18 protein-coding genes are annotated in these 16,576 nt (G+C 44.3%); all 18 read left to right on the forward strand.

Features of this window, described 5'->3' with window-relative positions:
• The first annotated feature begins 15 nt into the window (after nucleotides 1-15).
• The 18 genes from ihfB (at nucleotide 16) to AACY09_RS11315 (ending at nucleotide 16,566) form a co-directional block, all read left to right on the forward strand.
• A complete protein-coding gene (gene ihfB / locus AACY09_RS11240) occupies nucleotides 16-300 on the forward strand; it encodes an integration host factor subunit beta (protein ID WP_087516438.1) in 285 nt (94 codons plus the stop codon).
• A gap of 181 nt (nucleotides 301-481) precedes the next feature.
• Complete coding sequence (locus tag AACY09_RS22040; protein ID WP_445323818.1) at nucleotides 482-673, forward strand: hypothetical protein; 192 nt, start codon at nucleotides 482-484, stop codon at nucleotides 671-673.
• Nucleotides 630-1,694: an LPS O-antigen chain length determinant protein WzzB gene (locus AACY09_RS11245; protein WP_339488038.1), complete on the forward strand. Its 1,065-nt coding sequence runs from the start codon at nucleotides 630-632 to the stop codon at nucleotides 1,692-1,694. The genes AACY09_RS22040 and AACY09_RS11245 overlap by 44 nt, the downstream gene beginning before the upstream one ends.
• Nucleotides 1,695-1,830: 136 nt before the next feature.
• A complete protein-coding gene (rfbB, locus tag AACY09_RS11250; RefSeq protein ID WP_339488039.1) occupies nucleotides 1,831-2,907 on the forward strand; it encodes a dTDP-glucose 4,6-dehydratase in 1,077 nt (358 codons plus the stop codon).
• On the forward strand, nucleotides 2,904-3,788 hold the full coding sequence (gene rfbD, locus AACY09_RS11255; protein WP_339488040.1) for a dTDP-4-dehydrorhamnose reductase: 885 nt from the start codon (nucleotides 2,904-2,906) through the stop codon (nucleotides 3,786-3,788). The genes rfbB and rfbD overlap by 4 nt, the downstream gene beginning before the upstream one ends.
• Before the next feature lie 3 nt (nucleotides 3,789-3,791).
• Complete coding sequence (rfbA, locus tag AACY09_RS11260) at nucleotides 3,792-4,679, forward strand: glucose-1-phosphate thymidylyltransferase RfbA (protein ID WP_339488041.1); 888 nt, start codon at nucleotides 3,792-3,794, stop codon at nucleotides 4,677-4,679.
• The gene (gene rfbC, locus AACY09_RS11265; RefSeq protein ID WP_339488042.1) at nucleotides 4,679-5,245 is read left to right on the forward strand and encodes a dTDP-4-dehydrorhamnose 3,5-epimerase; all 567 of its coding nucleotides are present in this window, start codon (nucleotides 4,679-4,681) and stop codon (nucleotides 5,243-5,245) included. Before rfbA ends, rfbC begins: the two co-directional genes overlap by 1 nt.
• Nucleotides 5,242-5,646 carry a sugar 3,4-ketoisomerase gene (locus AACY09_RS11270; protein ID WP_339488043.1) on the forward strand — a complete coding sequence of 135 codons (405 nt, stop codon included), beginning with the start codon at nucleotides 5,242-5,244 and terminating at the stop codon, nucleotides 5,644-5,646. Before rfbC ends, AACY09_RS11270 begins: the two co-directional genes overlap by 4 nt.
• Nucleotides 5,639-6,103, forward strand: coding sequence for an acyltransferase (locus AACY09_RS11275; protein ID WP_339488045.1), 465 nt, complete (start codon nucleotides 5,639-5,641; stop codon nucleotides 6,101-6,103). Before AACY09_RS11270 ends, AACY09_RS11275 begins: the two co-directional genes overlap by 8 nt.
• The gene (locus tag AACY09_RS11280) at nucleotides 6,100-7,221 is read left to right on the forward strand and encodes a DegT/DnrJ/EryC1/StrS family aminotransferase (protein ID WP_339488046.1); all 1,122 of its coding nucleotides are present in this window, start codon (nucleotides 6,100-6,102) and stop codon (nucleotides 7,219-7,221) included. The genes AACY09_RS11275 and AACY09_RS11280 overlap by 4 nt, the downstream gene beginning before the upstream one ends.
• Complete coding sequence (locus AACY09_RS11285; RefSeq protein WP_339488047.1) at nucleotides 7,218-8,495, forward strand: O-antigen translocase; 1,278 nt, start codon at nucleotides 7,218-7,220, stop codon at nucleotides 8,493-8,495. Before AACY09_RS11280 ends, AACY09_RS11285 begins: the two co-directional genes overlap by 4 nt.
• The gene (locus tag AACY09_RS11290) at nucleotides 8,492-9,568 is read left to right on the forward strand and encodes a glycosyltransferase (RefSeq protein WP_339488048.1); all 1,077 of its coding nucleotides are present in this window, start codon (nucleotides 8,492-8,494) and stop codon (nucleotides 9,566-9,568) included. Before AACY09_RS11285 ends, AACY09_RS11290 begins: the two co-directional genes overlap by 4 nt.
• An 8-nt stretch (nucleotides 9,569-9,576) precedes the next feature.
• Nucleotides 9,577-10,482, forward strand: a complete 906-nt coding sequence (locus tag AACY09_RS11295; RefSeq protein ID WP_339488049.1) for a glycosyltransferase family 2 protein — start codon at nucleotides 9,577-9,579, stop codon at nucleotides 10,480-10,482.
• A 41-nt stretch (nucleotides 10,483-10,523) separates the two neighbouring features.
• Entirely contained in the window at nucleotides 10,524-11,543 is a 1,020-nt protein-coding gene (locus AACY09_RS22045) for an EpsG family protein (RefSeq protein WP_445323844.1), read from the forward strand.
• A gap of 28 nt (nucleotides 11,544-11,571) precedes the next feature.
• Nucleotides 11,572-12,480: a glycosyltransferase gene (locus AACY09_RS11300; RefSeq protein WP_339488050.1), complete on the forward strand. Its 909-nt coding sequence runs from the start codon at nucleotides 11,572-11,574 to the stop codon at nucleotides 12,478-12,480.
• Nucleotides 12,481-12,545: 65 nt separating this feature from the next.
• Nucleotides 12,546-13,490 carry an NAD-dependent epimerase/dehydratase family protein gene (locus AACY09_RS11305; protein ID WP_339488051.1) on the forward strand — a complete coding sequence of 315 codons (945 nt, stop codon included), beginning with the start codon at nucleotides 12,546-12,548 and terminating at the stop codon, nucleotides 13,488-13,490.
• Entirely contained in the window at nucleotides 13,487-14,506 is a 1,020-nt protein-coding gene (locus AACY09_RS11310) for an MraY family glycosyltransferase (RefSeq protein ID WP_339488052.1), read from the forward strand. The genes AACY09_RS11305 and AACY09_RS11310 overlap by 4 nt, the downstream gene beginning before the upstream one ends.
• A 62-nt stretch (nucleotides 14,507-14,568) precedes the next feature.
• Complete coding sequence (locus AACY09_RS11315; protein ID WP_339488701.1) at nucleotides 14,569-16,566, forward strand: polysaccharide biosynthesis protein; 1,998 nt, start codon at nucleotides 14,569-14,571, stop codon at nucleotides 16,564-16,566.
• The last annotated feature ends 10 nt before the right edge of the window (nucleotides 16,567-16,576 follow it).

Here is a 16,576-nt window from a genome sequence, read left to right on the forward strand (position 1 = left end):
AACGAAGGGAAAATTATGACCAAGTCGGAATTGATCGAAAGGATCGTGACCCATCAAGGCCAACTCTCATCCAAGGATGTCGAGCTGGCAATTAAAACAATGCTTGAACAAATGTCGAGCGCCTTGTCGTCAGGCGATCGTATTGAGATCCGTGGCTTTGGCAGCTTCTCGCTGCACTTCCGCGCACCGCGAGTAGGGCGTAACCCGAAAACAGGTCAATCAGTCAGCCTCGACGGTAAATTTGTCCCGCACTTCAAGCCAGGCAAAGAGTTGCGTGACCGGGTTAATGAAGACGAGTAGATGTTTTCCTGTTTTAAGAGCGAAATAGCTTAATCAATCAAAGATTTAGCGGTGCTTTGTAGTGGCACGGTGCTTGCCTAAAACGTTAAACTGCGCACGTTTTTTGTCTTTGGATGGGCCGTGGTCCGTGCCCGGTATCCATCGTCAATGAAATTCACCAAAGTCATGGAATAAATGGAATTTGTGGCATGAATTTGCGTCTAACTTTGTTGGATCGCCTTTTGCCACTGACGTCGTTGTAATCAGTGAGCACGGCATAACCCTTGTTGAGTGCAGCGGGTACCGGACCTGCGTACTCGAGATTATCAATGACAAAAATTGGAGCTTGTGTGAATCAAAGAAATATTGCAGAGCAGCCTCGTGCATCCGATGAAATCGATCTGGTTGAGCTGGTTAAACAGCTTTGGTTTCAAAAATGGATAATAGTTGGCTGCACAATACTGATCACCGCTCTTGCCGCTGCGTACGCATTCCTTAGCACGCCTACCTATGAAGCTTCCGCAGGCGTAATGCCGCCCCGGCTCAGTGATATCTCGGGCTATAACCTTGGTCGTAGCGAAGCGAAGCTGAAAGAGTTTACTGTTGAAGACGTTTATGATGTCTTCAAACGCAATTTATTGTCAGGCTCACTAAAGCGCCAGTTTTTCGACGAGATTTATTTGCCAAGCTTACCATCTGAACAGTCAGGCGCTGGGAAAGATACATTATGGGCGCGTTTTAACTCAGGTCTGACTATTAAGGCGCCCGATGAAAAGAATAATCCAGATTATTACGTGATTGCAGTTGTAGGCAAAAACCCCAATGTAGTAGCTCAGTGGACAAATCGCTATGTGAAAATGGCCGCAGCCAAGTCGGCGGAGGTTATGAAGGGCAATCTGCTGACGGAGATAGCTACCAAGGCCCAATCACTCTCTCGGCAGGTTGATGCCCTACGATTGACCGCTGAAAAAAGGCGTACTGATCGAATTGCTCGTCTTCAAGAGGCTCTGATAGTAGCCGATTCTGTAGGCTATCAGTCACCCCAAGTTACCCCTGGGAAGACCTCGTCAGACGGTGATTTTGCCGAATTTATGGATGGCAACTTGATGTATATGCGCGGCGCAAAAGCTGTTAAGGCAGAGCTTGCAGTGCTTGAAAAGCGCACTAATGATGACCCGTTTATTGTTGATTTACGTAGCATCGAAAACGAAATGGATTTCTTACAGAAGATCGATGTGAGGCCGGATAACGTTGCGGTGTATACGCTTGACAGTCCAGCTCAAGTACCAGACACACCAATAAAACCAAAAAAAGCTTTAATTTTGGTTATAGGCTTGGTTTTTGGGGGCATGTTGGGTGTATTTGCCGCACTTGTCTGTATTATGTTTACAAAGCGTCGCGTCCAAGTTATTTAACATGGTTTGTGAGAATTAACATCGCCGCTACTTTTTTTAAGTATGTTGCGTAAGTCGCAACCAAGAACCGCAGGTTACTCGTCGGGTAACCTTACAAGTTATCAATTAAATTCAAAGTATCGAGAGCAGGACATATATGAAAATCCTCGTCACCGGCGGTGCCGGCTTTATTGGCTCTGCAGTCATCCGCCATATCATTGGCAACACTAATGATTCGGTTGTCAATCTTGATAAACTTACCTATGCCGGAAACCTCGAGTCACTGGACGAGGTCAGCGGCAGCGAGCGTTATGCCTTTGCGCAGGTGGACATCTGCAACCGTTCCGAAGTTGATCGTGTGTTTCGCGAGCATCAGCCCCATGCGGTTATGCATCTAGCTGCGGAAAGCCATGTCGATCGCTCCATCGACGGGCCCGCGGCCTTTATAGAAACCAATATCGTCGGCACCTACCATTTACTGGAAGCTGCTCGCCAGTACTGGCAAGGTTTGGACGATGCTCGAAAAATTGCCTTTCGTTTCCATCACATTTCAACTGACGAGGTCTATGGCGACCTTGATGACCCCGCTGAGTTGTTTCTTGAAACCACCTCTTACGCTCCCAGCTCACCGTATTCAGCCAGTAAAGCTAGCTCAGATCATTTAGTCAGGGCTTGGAGCCGCACTTACGGGTTACCTACATTAATTACCAACTGTTCGAACAACTATGGCCCATATCACTTCCCGGAAAAGCTCATTCCGCTGATCATTCTCAATGCACTGGAAGGCAAGCCATTACCTGTTTACGGTAAAGGCGACCAGATTCGAGACTGGCTGTATGTGACGGACCATGCCCGTGCGTTATACAAGGTAGTTACCGAAGGCAAGCTCGGCGAAACCTATAACATCGGCGGCCACAACGAGATGCAGAATATCGAAGTTGTGCATGCGCTTTGCACTTTGCTTGACGAGTTGCGACCTGAATCGCCACATTGCCCCCACGCCAGCTTGATCACCCACGTCCAAGACCGCCCTGGTCATGACCTCCGTTACGCCATTGACGCGAGCAAAATCGAACGTGAACTTAACTGGACGCCGATTGAAACGTTTGAGTCAGGGATTCGTAAGACAGTTGAATGGTACCTGAGCCATTCCGACTGGGTCGAGCACGTAAGAAGTGGTGCCTATCAGCAGTGGCTGGACAAAAATTACTCAGCACGCAACGTTACGCCATGAAAATTCTTCTGCTGGGCAAAGACGGTCAAGTCGGCTGGGAGCTCCAACGTGCGTTGGCGCCCTTAGGCGAGGTGATAGCGCTTGATCGCCAGGGTGAAAATGGCCTGTGTGGTGATCTGGCTGATCTCGACGGCTTGCGTACAACCATCCGCCGCTTGCAGCCGGACGTTATCGTAAACGCCGCCGCCTATACAGCGGTAGACAAGGCTGAAGATGAGCCGGAGTTAGCGTGTTTGATTAATGCGCTGGCACCGCAAGTAATGGCCGAAGAGATGCATGCTCTCAATGGTTGGCTGGTGCATTACTCAACCGATTACGTATTTGATGGCAGTGGTACTCTACCGTGGTCCGAGATGGATCGGACGGCCCCGCTCAACCAGTACGGGCAGAGCAAGTTTCAAGGTGAAGAGGCTATTCAGCAAAGTGGTTGTCAGCATTTGATATTCCGCACGAGCTGGGTCTACGCTGCGCGTGGTAACAACTTTGCCAAGACTATGTTGCGCCTGGCCGCTGAACGTGAACAGCTGAATGTTATTGACGACCAAGTTGGCGCCCCAACAGGGGCTGATTTACTCGCCGATGTAACTGCTCATACGCTAAGGCTGGCTGTGGCAAAGCCACAGCTAAGTGGGCTTTATCATCTTGCAGCTGCTGGTGAAACTTCATGGTGCGGTTATGCCCGTTATGTAATCGAACTGACGCGTGGAATGGGCGCAGCACTTGCTGTGCAGAATATCGAGCCGATACCAACGACGGCTTATCCTACTCCGGCTCAACGGCCGCTTAATTCAAGACTAGATACCCGCAAGGTAAGCCAAAGCTTTGCCCTGCATTTACCGAGCTGGCAGAGCGGTGTATCGCGTATGCTCAAGGAGATTTAACCCATGCCCATCACCAATCGTAAAGGCATCATCCTTGCCGGCGGCTCGGGTAGTCGCTTGCATCCCATAACTCTCGGCGTATCCAAGCAGTTGCTGCCGATTTATGACAAACCGATGATCTATTACCCGCTTTCGGTATTGATGCTGACCGGCATCCGTGAAGTGCTTATTATCTCGACACCAGAAGATCTGCCAAACTTTCGCAAGTTACTGGGCGATGGAAGTCAGTTTGGTATCAAGCTTAGCTATGCCGAACAGCCATCTCCTGACGGCTTGGCTCAGGCCTTTATTATTGGCGAAGACTTTATTGGTGATGACAACTGCTGCTTAATCCTCGGTGATAACATTTTCTACGGGCAAAACTTCTCTGCCAATCTTCATGCTGCTACCGCGCGCAGTGAAGGCGCAACTGTGTTCGGCTATCATGTAGCTGACCCAGAGCGTTTTGGTGTAGTTGAGTTCGATGCTAATGGCCGCGCCATAAGCATTGAAGAAAAGCCCTCCCTTCCGAAGTCTAGCTATGCTGTAACCGGCCTGTATTTCTACGACAACCGCGTAGTTGAAATAGCCAAGGGCATTAAACCTTCCGAGCGTGGCGAGCTAGAAATCACCGACGTAAATCGCGTCTACCTTGAAGATAAAAGCCTAAATGTAGAAATGCTTGGCCGTGGCTTCGCGTGGTTAGATACCGGCACCCACGACTCGCTGCTTGAGGCCAGTCATTTTGTGCACACCATCGAACAGCGCCAAGGTCTTAAAGTTGCGTGCTTGGAAGAGATCGCCTTTCACAATGGATGGCTAACTCGCGATCAAGTAATGCTGCAAGCCGAGCGCTTAAAGAAGACTGGCTATGGTCAATACCTGCTCAAGCTGTTAGAGGATGCGCAGTAATGAAGCTGACCCAAACAACTCTACCCGATGTAGTGATCATTGAGCCTAGCGTGTTTGAAGATGATCGCGGCTGGTTTATGGAAAGTTTTAATGAGCAACGCTTCCATGCCGAGTTGATTAAGTTAGGCCTACAGCCCCCACGACCCTTTGTGCAGGACAATCATTCTTGTTCAAAAAAAGGGGTGTTGCGTGGGCTACACTACCAATTGCCACCTCATGCGCAGGGTAAATTAGTACGTGTTACTCAAGGCGTAGCCTTTGATGTAGCGGTGGATATTCGCCAAGGCTCGCCAACCATTGGTCAATGGGTCGGTGTTGAGTTAACTAGCGAAAATCACAAAATGCTTTGGATCCCTGAAGGCTTTGCGCATGGATTTCTTGCGCTAGCGGACAATACGCATTTTCTATACAAAACTACTAACTACTATGCTAAAGACTGTGAAGCCGCGCTTCGTTGGAATGATCCGCAGTTAGCTATCCAATGGCCAAACGTTGAATGCTTGATCGTTAATCAAAAGGATCAGCAAGCTCCGTTATTCTCCGTGTCGTCGGAGACAGTTAAGTGAGTTTAATAAAGTTAATTGAATTTAAACTGTTAGGTGACGATCGTGGTCATTTAACAGTTTTGGAGGGACATAAAAATATCCCTTTTAATATCAAACGAGTTTACTACTTAACCGAAACACAGGCAGGCGTGCCGCGTGGTTTTCACGCACATAAAGAGCTTGAGCAAGTCGCGGTCTGTGTATCTGGTAAGTGCCGTATGATTTTGGATAATGGTAGGCACAAAGAAGAAATCTGGCTCGATTCGGTAAGTAAAGCAATTCGTATAGAAAAAATGGTTTGGCACGAAATGCATGATTTCAGTTCCGACTGCGTACTACTGGTTTTAGCCAATGAGTATTACGATGAAGCGGATTATATCCGCAGTTATTCAGATTTTATCGAGCAGGTGAGGAATGCCTAACATTCATTCGCTCGCCGATGCAAGTAACGCCAGCATCGGCGCGGGTACGCGAGTATGGCAATACAGTGTCATTCTTGCGGGTGCTAAGATCGGTACAAATTGTAATCTTTGCGCGCACACTTTAGTCGAGGGTGACGTTGTTATAGGTAATAATGTTACGGTGAAATCCGGTGTGTTTCTTTGGGATGGAACCCGTATTGAAGATGATGTTTTTATTGGCCCCAACGCCACTTTTACCAATGACCTAATGCCACGTTCGAAGGTGTATCCAGATGCCTTTAGCGGTATTGTTGTTCAGCAGGGCGCTAGTATTGGTGCTAATGCAACCTTGTTGCCAGGTATAAATATTGGTCGCTACGCTATGGTAGGTGCCGGTGCGGTTGTTACCAAAGATGTTCCCGCGCGCGCTGTGGTAGTCGGTAATCCAGCTAAAATCATCAGGTATATAGAGCAATGATTAGTTTTCTCGACCTTAAGGCTATTAACTCCGGTGTTCGCGAAGAACTCATTGAAGCCTGTACGCGGGTGATCGACTCCGGTTGGTACATCGCCGGTAAAGAGCTGTCCAACTTCGAGAGCGCTTTTTCTCGCTACTGCGGTAGCAAGCATTGTATCGGCGTGGCGAATGGTCTTGACGCCTTGACTCTTACCCTTCGTGCTTGGAAGGAGTTGGGTAAGCTTAAGGAGGGCGATGAAGTCATAGTTCCCGCTAACACCTATATCGCTAGCATTCTGGCCATCACTGAAAACCGGTTGGTACCAGTGTTGGTGGAGCCGGACCCGAGCACATTCAATATCTCCCCTGCTGGTATCCGTGCTGCCGTCACAGATAAAACCCGTGCTATTTTGCCTGTGCATCTCTATGGTCGTCTAGCCGATATGCCCGCGATTATGAAAATTGCTGAGCAACATAATTTATTGGTCCTAGAAGACTCGGCTCAAGCGCATGGTGCGAGTTTCGATGGCCGTAAAGCCGGTAGCTGGGGTGATGCATCGGGTTTTAGCTTTTATCCGGGTAAGAACCTAGGTGCCTTGGGTGATGCCGGGGCCATTACAACTAATGACGATCAGTTAGCTGAAACTTTACGCGCGCTACGAAATTACGGATCTCATGAGAAATACAAAAATCTTCACCAAGGCGTAAACAGCCGTCTCGATGAAATCCAAGCCGCGATGCTGAACGTAAAGCTCAAGCATCTAGATGAACAAACAGCCCAGCGCCGGCAGATCGCGCAAATATACCAAGAAGGAATTAACCATTCGGCTATAACTTTACCGCTGGGGCCGGAGGTGTCTGCGCTGACACTACAGAGCCACGCTTGGCACCTGTTTGTTGTCCGTTGTGAACAACGTGATGCACTGCAAAAACATCTAGCAGCAATGGGCGTACAAACGCTGATCCACTATCCGATACCGCCACACCAGCAACAGGCTTACTCGCAATGGAACGACCTTTGCTTCCCGTTAACCGAGTGTATTCATCATCAGGTATTGAGCTTGCCGATTAGCCCGATCATGATCGCCGTAGATGCGAAACGTGTTGTTGACGCCTGTAATAGTTTTAAACAAGCATGACTCTGATTAAAACTAGCCTGCTTAATGGCATCGCTGTTGTCATTAAAATGCTAACACTGCTGGGTGTTAATAAAATATTAGCATTGTATGTTGGGCCATCCGGATATGCTGCGATAGGCCAATTACAAAATGCGCTAACAATGATTACCTCGCTTTCTAGTGGAGCAGTAAATACTGGTGTAATAAAGTATACAGCAGAGTACGTCGATCAGCCTTTAAAGCTTCACTCGTTGTGGAAAACGTCTATAATACTCGCTATTGTGTGTTCATTAATAATTGGGATCGTTGTTGCATTATTGAGTTCCGATTTGTCTTTGTATTTTTTTAAGACAACAGAATTTACAAGTGTTTTTCAATGGGTTTCCGTCTCGTTAATATTCTTTACCGTGAATTTATTTCTCCTTTCTGTCATAAATGGGCGGAAAGATATTTACACCTTGGTATGGGCTAATATTTTAGGCAGTATATTATCTTTAATTGTTATCACTGTACTTACGGCGTATTGGGGTTTGTATGGAGCGCTAATATCCTTGGTTGTTTATCAAGCTGTCGCATTCGTGTCTACAGTTTTAATTTGCTTCAACACAAAGTGGTTTAAGGTTAAATATTTTTTTGGAAAATTTGATAAAAAAATTGCGTTTAATCTTAGCAAATATGCTGCTATGGCGTTGACAACTGCTGCGTGCGTACCCTTATCACAAATATTGATTCGTAACCATCTGGTTAGCTCATATGGGGCGGACTTTGCTGGGTATTGGGAGGCAATGTGGCGGTTAAGTAGCGCTTATCTTTTATTTGTCACGACGACGCTGGGTGTTTATTACCTCCCTAGACTATCAGAAATTACTTGTGCAAATGAAATGATCTCCGAAATTTTAAATGGCTATAAAATTTTATTACCCTTAGCTTTCATTTGTAGTGTTATTGTTTTTTTAGCACGCGATATAATTATTAATATTCTTTTTAGTTCAGAGTTTACGCCAATGAGAGAGCTATTTGCCTTTCAACTTTTTGGTGATGTTATGAAAATTGGAAGCTGGATATTAGCTTATGTTATGCTTGGAAAATCGATGTTCAGATTATATATCTCGACTGAGATAATTTTTTCAATTAGCTTTTATTTTCTGGTACTACTGTTTACGCATTTGCATGGTTTTGAAGGGGTTGTAGAAGGATATGCCGTCAATTATGTGTTGTATTGGGTAGTGATCGGTTTATGCGTTTGGCGCAACCTCAAAATAATTAATTACGCGAGTGAGGAAGTCAAGCCGTGAATATATTAATACCTGTGCTCTCGTTTTCTAGTGCAGGTGGTATGCGTGTGCTTTCAAAGCTTGCGAATCAATTTGTAGCGGAAGGGCACGTGGTTGAGTTTCTAGTGCCTCGTCATGTTAATGATCCGTACTATCCAACAGTAGCTTCTATTATTAAGTTTAATAATCCTTTAAATAATATTCCCGTGCTTTCAGGTTTATACAATTTGATCTTGATGTTAGTATTTATAATTATCAATAGAAAAAAGTACGATATTTTCTTGGCAAATTATAATTTAACCTCTTTCCCAGTGGTTTTAGGAAGCATAGGCACAAAAAAAGGATTTTACTATATCCAAGCTTATGAGCCAGAGTTTTACAGCAAAAAAACTGTTGTCGGCTTGTTAAGCTTTTATATAGCGAAGATGTCCTACCACTTGCCTCTCTGCAGAGTTGTAAATTCTCCTATATATAAGCATTATAAAAATCTCAAATCCTCGTACGTGGTTGAGCCTGGAATTGATCGTGAGCTTTTTTTTAGAAATTCAAACGGTCAACAAAATAAAACTGATATAGATAGGCCTGAGATCAATATAGGCTGTATAGGTCGAAACATTCCTTGGAAAGGAACGAAGGAAATTGTTCAAGCTGTACAGATTGCGAGGTCTAGGACTGGTGCTAATTTAGTATTAAATATCGCTTTTCAAATTCCTGATTCTGTGGATGTTACTCGATATCAATTTATTAGGCATACAACTCCACATGGCGATTTAAATTTATCGTTGTTTTATAAAAAAATGGATTTATTTATTGCTACTGGACTTATGCAAGATGGGGCCTTTCATTATCCTTGTATGGAGGCATTAGCTTCGGGGTGCATAGTAATATCAAATTACGCACCGGCAAGTTATTCAAATGCTATATTTTTGACAAAAGTCAATGTTGATAAATTAGTTGATAATATTGTTGTATTTTTGGGAATGAAAAACGCAAGTTTAAAAAAAATTAGTGATCAAGCTGATAAAGATATGGACAGTTATACGTGGTCTAACATTGCACAAAAAATGTTAGATGTATTTAAGATAAATGGTTGATATTGAATATGAAAGTTTCGGTAGCGGCGGTAGTGGTACTTTATTATCCTGAGTTGGATGTTCTCAGACGCTTGCTGTGCAGTATTGTAGGGCAAGTTGAACACGTTTTCGTAATTGATAATACCCCGGGTGGAACTGCTGATTCTTACCTAAATATTATGGGCGATCAATCTATAACTTATCAACCTTTACATGATAACTATGGTATCGCACATGCTCATAATGCGGGAGTAACTCTTGCTAGGCGTTCAGAAAAAACTCATGTGCTAATTTTAGACCAAGATAGTGAATTAGCACCTAACACTGTTAAAACTCTAATAGACGAAAGTTTAAAGCTTATACAAATGGGTAAAAAAGTAGGAGCGATCGGCCCTGTATTTATAGACGAAAAAACAAATGAAGCAGCACCAGCGATTAAATCGACTTTTTTTGGTGGAAAGAGATCCTCAGTTAATTTGGATTCAATTGAGCCTGTTTTGGCTAGTTATATCATATCTTCCGGCTCGCTAATAAGTATAGACGTCCTTGATCACGTCGGCGGTATGTCAGATGAGCTTTTTATAGATTGGGTTGATATCGAATGGTGTGAAAGAGCCGCAGGCTTGGGCTATGCATCGTACTTAACCCCATTGGTTTCTATGCGGCATAGTATTGGTGATGAGTTTGTAAATTTTTTGGGTAGAAAAATTAATTTGCACAGTGATTTCCGTAATTATTTTATTGTTAGAAATGCTGTGTATTTAGCTTTATGGGGAAAGGTTAGTTTATCTACCAGGTTTCAGTTAGCCAGAAAGGTACCTATATATATATTTGTATATTCTCTATTTTCAAAAAGGAAATTTTATTCCCTAAAACTCCTAGTTCTTGCTTGCTATGATGGGCTTGTAAAGAAAATGTTTAAGGGTCGGTTTTAATGCTCTATGTGCTTGTTTTTTTTATGACATTGTTGCCGGCAATGTTTTCAGTGATATTCATAGATAGGAGGTCAAGAGTTCTGATATGTGCATTTTTCTGTTTTTTAATAGTCTATTTGATTTTTTTTACAGGATTAAAGTCTCCAGACGTAGCGCCTGACTATTACAATTATTCTGATTGGTTACATAGTTTCGTAGACAGCCCGCAGCTTAAATTTGTGGATTTAAAAGATCCGGGTTTTTTGCTTCCATATAGTTTCATAAACTGGATCGGATTCGAAGACTATGTTTTTTTCTGCCTAGTCGCTTCGGTATCGTTATTGGCGAAGGCTCGTTTCTCTTCTCTGGTTTATGGAGGCCAATACTCCTTTTTCATTTTTTTTCTAATTCTTTCGCGCTTTTATATCGTGCACGATTTAGTACAAATCAGAGTCGGAGCTGCAATTGCGATTGCATCGTGCGCCATCATGTTCTTAAACAATGGGAGTAAGCGAAAAGGCTATCTCTTGTTCCTTATTAGTTTAAGTATCCATCTTTCAGTAATAATTTTGTTTCCAATTTATTTATTCTATGCTTTTTTTTCTAAATATATAAGTAAGATTTTTTTATTAATACTTATTTTTTCTTCTTTTATGTTTCCATACTTTGCCCAGTACGCATTAAGTATTCTTTCGGGCATGTCACGTGTAGCTCCTTACATTAACGGTGAGTACCAAACGTCAGCAGTTTCACTTTTTTCATTTTATTTCATGGTCCGGCTACTTACATTTTTATCTATAGTTATTCTGCTTTATGAACGGCTTGCTCAAACAGAGCGCTTTTTAATATTTATGTCTATCTGTGGCGTTGCCATTCAAGCTTTCTTTTCATGGAATGATGCATTTTCTTTACGCTTTTCTGAACTATTTGGTCTATTTGATATGGCTTCGTTTTGTATTATTTTTAGGTTCATCGATCAGAACAGCAGAGCTTGTTACGCCTTATTATTAGTTATTGTTGCGGCTATATTCTATATCTCATCGCTGCGTCTTGTTGGCGTATATTCGTCATTAATATTTTAATTGTGTTTTATCATGCGGATGTCTATTTGTGAAGCCTAGAGTTCTTGTATTACTTGCTGCGTACAATGGGATGCGTTGGATAGCATCACAGGTGGATTCTATTTTGAATCAGCGTGGTGTTCAGGTAACGATTCTTTTAAGTGTAGACAAGTCTTCAGATGGCACTGAGCGCTGGGCAACTGAACTCGCACTTAATAATCCAAGAGTTATTTGTCTTGATCATGGATTCGTATTTGGAGGGGCATCAGCTAACTTTTTTAGATTAATTAAAGAAGCAGATTTGAATGGTTATGATTATTACTCATTTTCTGATCAAGATGATCTGTGGAATCCTGATAAGTTAGTCACTGCAATTGCAGAGATCCAACTTAATGCGGCTGACGCATATTCAAGTAATGTCACCGCTTTCTGGGACTCTGGATGCACTAAAGAGATAATTAAGTCTCAGCCACAGGTTGAGTTTGATTATCTTTTCGAGGCGGCTGGGCCCGGTTGCACGTACGTATTTACCAATAAGTTTTTTAAATTTATTCATTTGCATGTGTTAAACCATTCTATCGAACTTCAGACTATTACTTTGCACGACTGGTATTGCTATGCCTTATGTCGCGCCAATGGTTACACTTGGTTTATACACAATATTTCATCAATGCTCTACCGACAGCACGAGAGTAACCAAGTTGGAGTGAACAGCGGTTTTGATGCTTTTAAAAATCGAACTGTTATATTTTTAGATGGTTGGTTGCTGAATCAATCAGTCGCGATATCCGATATTGTTGGTATGAGCTCGAGTGCATTTGTTAGAAGTTGGGCCCCTCTCCAAAGAGCGGATCTAATCCGTTTGGCCTTCTCTGGTTGGAAATGTCGGCGGCGTCTTCGCGATAAAGTTGTGTTCAGTTTATTCTGTATAATGCTTTCCCTGTACGGACTAAGGTAGAGCACATTTATTCTTAGCCTCAAATGACCTCTTCATCAATTTTTCAAAGCGTGTGGTTCTAATAATTGAATAGTACAAGTGTTCTGATAACTGGAGCAGGCGGTTTCTTAGGCACTCACCTCGTTAAGCACTTGCAGCGGAATGATATTTTTGATCTTCATCAGGTTGTAAGGCGTGGAGCTGCTAATTTTTCTAATACAATTGTCTGCGAGGATCTGAGAGTTGGCTTTGAGTGGCCTTTAGATCATGTGGATGTTGTTATTCACTTAGCGGGGTTGGCTCATAAGCAAAAATCCGCCTCTAAGGATGACCTTGAGGACTTCCGCAGTATTAATACGTTTGCGACAATTAATCTAGCAAAACAAGCTGCATTATCTGGGGTCCGAAGATTTATTTTTCTTAGCTCTATTGGGGTCTATGGAGATGCTACTTCAGCTCCATTAACCTCTCATGTCAGGGCATGCCCAATTGAGCCTTACGCTGTATCAAAGTATGAGGCTGAGTTATTACTTCTTGAGCTGTCAAAAGAGACAGGAATGGAGGTTGTGATAATACGGCCCCCGCTAATATATGGGCCGCACGCCCCAGGAAATTTTCGAAAACTAGTTAAATTAAGCTGTCTTGGCCTGCCGCTGCCCTTTAGTTGTGTCATTAATCGGCGATCGTTTATAGGTGTGGATAATCTTTGCTCCCTTATAGAAGTGTGTATTTTTCATCTTAGGGCTACTCAAAAACCTATCTTGCCCGCAGATCGCGAGGTCGTTAGCACGGTTGATTTAATAAGGTGCATTTCTGATGCGTCCAAAGTTAAGGCTCGTCTGATACCGGTACCGGTTGGAATTTTAAAATTGCTATTTTTCTTAGTAGGTAAGCGTGCTATGTACCAAAAATTATTTGGTGACTTGGAAATATATACGCAAGAGGCATATGATCTTCTCGACTGGGCTCCATGTAAAACTTTTGTTGCAGGTATTCATGATGCTATTTTATATTCGGAGTCGGTAGAATGATCTATTTATTTTTTTTGTTAATAGTTGGTGTCTCATTTTCCCTTACTTTTTGGTTGAGGCGGTATGCTCTTTTTAAAAATATCATGGACGTTCCGAACTATCGAAGCTCTCATGTAATTCCTACGCCAAGAGGTGGTGGGGTCGCTATGGTACTTTCGTTTTTAGTTGCGCTCCCTACGTTGTTTTTTAATAATATTATTTCAGATACTATTTTTTATTCATTGTTTTTTGGGTCCGTTTTAATTGCATTAATTGGCTTTATTGATGATCATGGTCATATTGCTGCGCGTTGGCGGCTGCTTGGGCATCTAGTAGCTTCCGTATGGGCGATATTATGGCTAGGCGGCATGCCGCCTATGTCCATTGGTGGGTTTATAGTTAGCAGCGATTTTATCCTTACTGGCCTAGCTATCTTGTATTTAGTATGGATGCTGAATTTATATAATTTTATGGATGGTATCGATGGGCTTGCTAGCTCGGAAGCGGTTGCCGTTTGCGTTGGTGGCGCTGTTATATATTGGTGTTTAGGCGATTTATCTTATGCTTATTTACCGCTTGCGTTGGCCGCGGCTGTAGTCGGCTTTTTGTTATGGAATTTTCCGCCTGCCAAGATATTTATGGGTGATGCGGGTAGTGGTTTCTTAGGGATCACATTAGGTATTTTATCCATTCAAGCTGCTTGGGTAGCTCCTCAATTGCTCTGGAGTTGGTTGATCCTGCTTGGTGTGTTCATAGTCGATGCAACCTTTACCCTTTTAAGAAGGCTACTACGCGGTGATAAGGTCTACGAGGCCCATCGTAGCCACGGCTACCAGTACGCTTCTCGTCACTATAAAAAGCACCTACCCGTGACGCTGGGGGTCACCTTAATCAATATAATTTGGTTATTTCCCTTAGCACTTTTGGTCGCTTTAGATTTTCTCGATGGTTTTTGGGGGTTGGTGATAGCCTATGTCCCCGTACTTTTCTTGGCGATAAAATTCAACTCAGGCGCTAGTGAGCCTCAGGTTTCATAAGGCTGTATAATCTTCGGCTATGATTACTTTCATAAGATTATGTTGCTAGGGGTTGCTTCGAAATTATGGATATGCTTCGCATCTGGCTATTAAAGCTCCCTAGGCGCTACAAGCGATTGTTGCAGGTTGGTGTTGATACCGTCTTAGTCTGGTGTTCTCTGTGGCTAGCTTTTGCTGTGCGACTGGGTTTGGAGCATCCGGTCAATCCAATCGGTGAGCATCTTTGGCTGTTTTTGGCTGCTCCGCTTGTCGCTATTCCTATCTTTATGAGGATAGGTATGTACCGCGCGGTAATGCGTTATTTTGGCAATGATGCGCTGATCACTATCTTCAAAGCGATCAGTATTTCCTCGTTATTACTAGCATTAGCTGTCTACTGGTACCAGTCATCTCCCGTCGTTGTTCCGCGTTCAGTGGTCTTCAATTACTGGTGGCTGAGTCTGGTTATGATTGGCGGCTTGCGCTTAGTGATGCGCCAGTATTTTATGGGTGACTGGTACGTTGCCTCTCAGCAGGTGCCTTTTTTCAATAAGCATGAAAATCTTCCAAAAGTGGCTGTCTATGGTGCCGGTGCTGCCGGCAACCAGTTGGTTGCCGCGCTACGTATGGGCCGGGTGATGCGGCCTGTTGCCTTTATTGATGATGACAGCGATATCGCCACCCGGGTGATTGCTGGAATTAAGGTCTATAAACCTAAACACATCCAACAAATGGTCGAAGAAACGGGAGCAGAGGAAATCCTACTCGCTATTCCGTCTGCTACCCGTGCGAAGCGCCGTGAAATCCTTGAGCATTTAGAAGGCTTTCCGCTACACGTGCGCAGCATCCCCGGCTTTATGGATTTGGCCAGCGGTCGCGTGAAGGTCGATGATGTACAGGAAGTCGACATTGCTGATTTGCTTGGCCGTGATGCAGTGCCGCCGCGTAAGCCTCTGTTTGAGCGCTGCATTCGTGGCCAGGTGGTTATGGTCACGGGAGCGGGGGGCTCTATTGGTTCGGAACTGTGCCGGCAAATTATTGCCACTGGCCCAACTACGCTTATTTTGTTTGAGCACAGTGAATTCAATCTGTACAGCATTCATACCGAGCTTGAGCAGCGCGCTGTGCGCGAGTCGCTGCCGTTGAATCTGGTGCCGATTTTAGGTTCGATTCGTAACCCAGGACGCTTATTCGATGTGATGCGGACTTGGAAAGTGAATACGGTATATCACGCTGCAGCGTATAAGCATGTGCCTATGGTTGAGCATAATATTGCTGAAGGGGTGCTTAACAACGTTGTTGGCTCAGTTAACACTGCCCAGGCTGCGCTTAAAGCCGGTGTAGAACATTTCGTATTGATTTCCACCGACAAAGCGGTGCGCCCAACCAATGTTATGGGCAGCACCAAGCGTCTCGCTGAGATGGTTCTGCAGGCCTTGAGTCAGGAATCGGCGCCGGTCCTATTTGGTGATAACGACACTGTTCACCACGTCAATAAAACCCGTTTCACGATGGTGCGTTTTGGCAATGTTTTGGGTTCGTCTGGTTCGGTGATTCCACGGTTCCATGAGCAAATCAAGCATGGTGGGCCGATTACAGTGACCCACCCCAACATCACACGTTACTTTATGACCATTCCTGAAGCAGCTCAGTTGGTGATTCAAGCCGGGGCGATGGGGCTGGGCGGTGATGTCTTTGTTCTGGATATGGGCCGGCCGGTCAAAATCGTTGATCTTGCAGAAAAAATGGTTCACCTCAGCGGCCTCAGTATTCGCTCGGAGAAGAGTCCTCATGGCGATATCACCATCGAATACACCGGCCTGCGTCCGGGTGAGAAACTCTACGAAGAGCTTCTGATCGGTGACAATGTCAGCCCAACCGAGCATCCGATGATCATGCGCGCAAGCGAAGAGCATCTGGCGTGGGAGGACTTCAGGAAAGTCCTGGCGGAACTGGTTGACTCTGTCTCGGCGGATGATTACGGCCGTGTCCGCCAACTTTTGCGCGAGACTGTCAGCGGATATAAACCCGATGGCGAGATCGTTGACTGGATACATCAGCAGCGACGTCTGGAGCCTTGATAGGTTATTG

Source organism: Pseudomonas sp. EL_65y_Pfl2_R95 (genome assembly GCF_963971045.1).
In the GTDB taxonomy this organism is placed as follows: domain Bacteria; phylum Pseudomonadota; class Gammaproteobacteria; order Pseudomonadales; family Pseudomonadaceae; genus Aquipseudomonas.

What these genes read in the sequence shown, in the direction of transcription:
- ihfB (WP_087516438.1), top strand. Translation starts at nt 16, where the DNA reads ATGACCAAGTCGGAATTGATCGAAAGGATCGTGACCCATCAAGGCCAA.
- rfbB (WP_339488039.1), top strand. Translation starts at nt 1,831, where the DNA reads ATGAAAATCCTCGTCACCGGCGGTGCCGGCTTTATTGGCTCTGCAGTC.
- rfbD (WP_339488040.1), top strand. Translation starts at nt 2,904, where the DNA reads ATGAAAATTCTTCTGCTGGGCAAAGACGGTCAAGTCGGCTGGGAGCTC.
- rfbA (WP_339488041.1), top strand. Translation starts at nt 3,792, where the DNA reads ATGCCCATCACCAATCGTAAAGGCATCATCCTTGCCGGCGGCTCGGGT.
- rfbC (WP_339488042.1), top strand. Translation starts at nt 4,679, where the DNA reads ATGAAGCTGACCCAAACAACTCTACCCGATGTAGTGATCATTGAGCCT.
- AACY09_RS11275 (WP_339488045.1), top strand. Translation starts at nt 5,639, where the DNA reads ATGCCTAACATTCATTCGCTCGCCGATGCAAGTAACGCCAGCATCGGC.
- AACY09_RS11280 (WP_339488046.1), top strand. Translation starts at nt 6,100, where the DNA reads ATGATTAGTTTTCTCGACCTTAAGGCTATTAACTCCGGTGTTCGCGAA.
- AACY09_RS11285 (WP_339488047.1), top strand. Translation starts at nt 7,218, where the DNA reads ATGACTCTGATTAAAACTAGCCTGCTTAATGGCATCGCTGTTGTCATT.
- AACY09_RS11295 (WP_339488049.1), top strand. Translation starts at nt 9,577, where the DNA reads ATGAAAGTTTCGGTAGCGGCGGTAGTGGTACTTTATTATCCTGAGTTG.
- AACY09_RS22045 (WP_445323844.1), top strand. Translation starts at nt 10,524, where the DNA reads ATGTTTTCAGTGATATTCATAGATAGGAGGTCAAGAGTTCTGATATGT.
- AACY09_RS11310 (WP_339488052.1), top strand. Translation starts at nt 13,487, where the DNA reads ATGATCTATTTATTTTTTTTGTTAATAGTTGGTGTCTCATTTTCCCTT.